This is a genomic window from Pseudomonas sp. (assembly GCF_037994325.1).
Lineage (GTDB): Bacteria > Pseudomonadota > Gammaproteobacteria > Pseudomonadales > Pseudomonadaceae > Aquipseudomonas.
Genome location: NZ_JBBNAH010000624.1, coordinates 1 through 3,125, shown reverse-complemented (window position 1 = coordinate 3,125; position 3,125 = coordinate 1). Strand labels below are relative to the sequence as shown.

The 3,125-nt window shown below is 58.6% G+C and carries 3 protein-coding genes; all 3 read right to left on the bottom strand.

The window, feature by feature from the left end; genetic code table 11:
• Positions 1-37: 37 nt before the first annotated feature.
• The gene (gene alaC / locus AAAB16_RS20615) at positions 38-1,261 is read right to left on the bottom strand and encodes an alanine transaminase (RefSeq protein ID WP_340665009.1); all 1,224 of its coding nucleotides are present in this window, start codon (positions 1,259-1,261) and stop codon (positions 38-40) included.
• A 174-nt stretch (positions 1,262-1,435) separates the two neighbouring features.
• The gene (locus AAAB16_RS20610; protein WP_340665008.1) at positions 1,436-1,645 is read right to left on the bottom strand and encodes a YgdI/YgdR family lipoprotein; all 210 of its coding nucleotides are present in this window, start codon (positions 1,643-1,645) and stop codon (positions 1,436-1,438) included.
• Between the two features lie 130 nt (positions 1,646-1,775).
• A partial coding sequence (locus AAAB16_RS20605) for a bifunctional aconitate hydratase 2/2-methylisocitrate dehydratase (RefSeq protein WP_340665007.1) occupies positions 1,776-3,125 on the bottom strand: 1,350 nt, incomplete at its 5' end.

The following is a 3,125-nucleotide window of genomic DNA, read 5'->3' as shown; positions in this document are numbered from 1 at the left end:
ACCGTTGACTTAGCGGTGGCCGCTCATAAGTGCGGCCTTAAACGTTCTCGCCTTTAGCTTTAGGCAACAAACCATCAGCGCGGAACATCGTTTTTATGCCGCGAACCGCCTGACGTATACGGTCCTGGTTTTCGATCAGGGCAAAACGAACGTGATCATCGCCGTAATCGCCGAAGCCTAGGCCTGGCGAAACGCAGACCTTTGCCTCAGCCAGTAACTTCTTGGCGAACTCCAGTGAGCCTAGCTTGGCGTAGGCTTCCGGAATCTTTGCCCACACATACATGGAGGCCTTCGGGTTCTCCACCATCCAGCCCGCCTCATGCAGCCCGCGCACCAACACATCACGGCGCTGCTGATAGTTGGCAGTGATCTCATGCACGCAGGTTTGATCGCCCTCCAGGGCCGCAATAGCGGCTACCTGCAGTGGCGTAAAGGTGCCGTAGTCGTGGTAGCTTTTGATCCGCGCCAGTGCATTCACCAGCTCGGGATTGCCGACCATAAAGCCGATTCGCCAGCCGGCCATGTTGTAGCTTTTGGACAGGGTGAAGAACTCCACCGCAATGTCCTTGGCGCCCGGTATCTGCATGATCGACGGCGCCTTCCAGCCGTCATACACGATGTCGGCATACGCCAGGTCATGCACCACCAATACGTTGTGCTGCTTGGCCAGCGCGATAATGCGCTCGAAAAAATCCAGCTCCACGCACTGCGCCGTAGGGTTGGACGGGAAGCCAATAATCAGCATCTTAGGCTTTGGAATACTTTCGCGAATGGCACGTTCCACTTCGGCGAAGAAATCCACCCCAGGTATCAGTGGCACCGAACGCACTTGGGCGCCGGCAATTACCGCACCGTAGATATGAATCGGGTAGCTGGGATTGGGGACCAACACGGTGTCGCCTTGATCCAGCGTGGCCAGCATCAAATGCGCCAGACCTTCCTTCGAGCCAATGGTAACGATGGCTTCGTTTTCCGGATCTATCTCGACTTGGTAACGATCCTTATACCAGCGCGAAATAGCCCGGCGCAGGCGCGGAATCCCGCGTGAAGTGGAGTAACCGTGGGTGTCTTCGCGTTGGGCGACCTGTACGAGTTTTTCCACGATATGGGGCGGTGTGGCGCCATCGGGGTTACCCATGCTCAGGTCAATAATGTCTTCGCCGCGGCGACGGGCCGCCATCTTCAGCTCAGCTGTGATGTTGAAAACATAAGGGGGGAGACGATCGATGCGCGCAAAACGGCGCGGAGCTTGTTCAGCCATGTGTTCCTCGAAGACGTAAGCGCCCGGAACCGTCCGAGCGACGTTGGCCAGTGCGCTGGCCAGTGGCGAAGATAAGGGCCGCCGTTGCGCTTGTCGAGTGGGGTGCTGCAAGTTTTAACTGTCTGTACTGGCGCAAAAAGTTCTGTGGCAGCAGCGCCCATCTAGTGTGTGCGCTTAGCGCTCAAGCATTTGCTTGACTGACGATTGCGGAATTTGCTGTTTCCGGCCTTCGCTGTCTTCGAACTCCAGCATGCCTGTGTCTTCATCGAGGTCCGGCTTGCCATCACTGGTCAGCATCTGGCCGTCGCTGGTGGTGATGATGTATTCGCTAGAGCAGCCGGCCAGGCTAAGCAGGCACACAGCAGCCAAAATCCAGTGCTTCATGTTGAGCTCCCAATGAGTAAAAAAGGCGGCGTCATGCCACGCCTTTACCCTAGCAGCGCAACGGCGCCTCGCCAGCGCGCCCATAAAAAAGCCCCGCACTGGGCGGGGCTCTCTCTATCGCATTGCTTCGTTAGGCTTGAACGACCGGAATCTGGGCGTTCGCAGCAGCGTCACGGAACTCGGCGATCTGGTCGAAGCTGAGGTAGCGGTAAACGTCGGCAGCCATGCTGTCGATGCTTGCTGCGTACTCCATGTACTCGGCAACGGTAGGCAGCTTGCCGAGGATGGACGCAACAGCGGCCAGTTCAGCAGAAGCCAGGTACACGTTGGCACCATCGCCCAGACGGTTCGGGAAGTTACGGGTCGAAGTCGACACAACGGTCGAGTTCGCCGCAACGCGTGCCTGGTTACCCATGCACAGCGAGCAGCCTGGCATTTCCATGCGCGCGCCAGCTTTACCGTAGATGCCGTAGTAGCCTTCTTCGGTCAGTTGATGGGCGTCCATTTTGGTCGGCGGCGACAGCCACAGACGAGTTGGAATCGAACCTTTAACCTTGTCGAGCAACTTGCCGGCAGCGCGGAAGTGGCCGATGTTGGTCATGCACGAACCGATGAACACTTCGTCGATCTTCTCGCCCTGAACGGTCGAGAGCAGGCGGGCGTCGTCCGGATCGTTTGGTGCGCAGAGCACAGGCTCTTTGATGTCGGCCAGGTCGATTTCAACGATTTCGGCGTATTCGGCATCAGCGTCAGCGGAGAGCAGAACCGGGTTAGCGATCCAGGCTTCCATTGCTTGAGCGCGGCGTTCCATGGTGCGGGCATCGCCGTAGCCTTCGCTGATCATCCAGCGCAGCAGGGTGATGTTCGACTTCAGGTATTCGGCAATGGCTTTTTCCGGCAGCTTGATGGTGCAACCTGCAGCGGAACGCTCGGCGGAGGCGTCGGACAGCTCGAAAGCTTGTTCAACGGTCAGCTCGTCCAGGCCTTCAATTTCCAGAATGCGGCCGGAGAAGGCGTTGATCTTGCCCTTCTTCTCAACGGTCAGCAGACCGTTCTTGATGCCGTAGTAAGGGATGGCGTGTACCAGGTCACGCAGGGTGATGCCTGGTTGCAGTTTGCCCTTGAAGCGCACCAGTACCGACTCCGGCATGTCCAGCGGCATTACGCCAGTGGCAGCGGCGAAGGCGACCAGGCCGGAACCAGCCGGGAACGAGATGCCGATCGGGAAACGGGTGTGCGAGTCACCACCGGTACCGACGGTATCCGGCAGCAGCATACGGTTCAGCCAGCTGTGGATGATGCCGTCGCCAGGACGCAGGGACACGCCGCCACGGGTGCGGATGAAATCCGGCAGGGTGTGGTGGGTGGTGACGTCGATTGGTTTTGGGTAAGCCGCGGTGTGGCAGAACGACTGCATGACCAAGTCGGCGGAGAAGCCCAGGCAAGCCAAGTCTTTCAGCTCGTCGCGGGTCATCGGGCC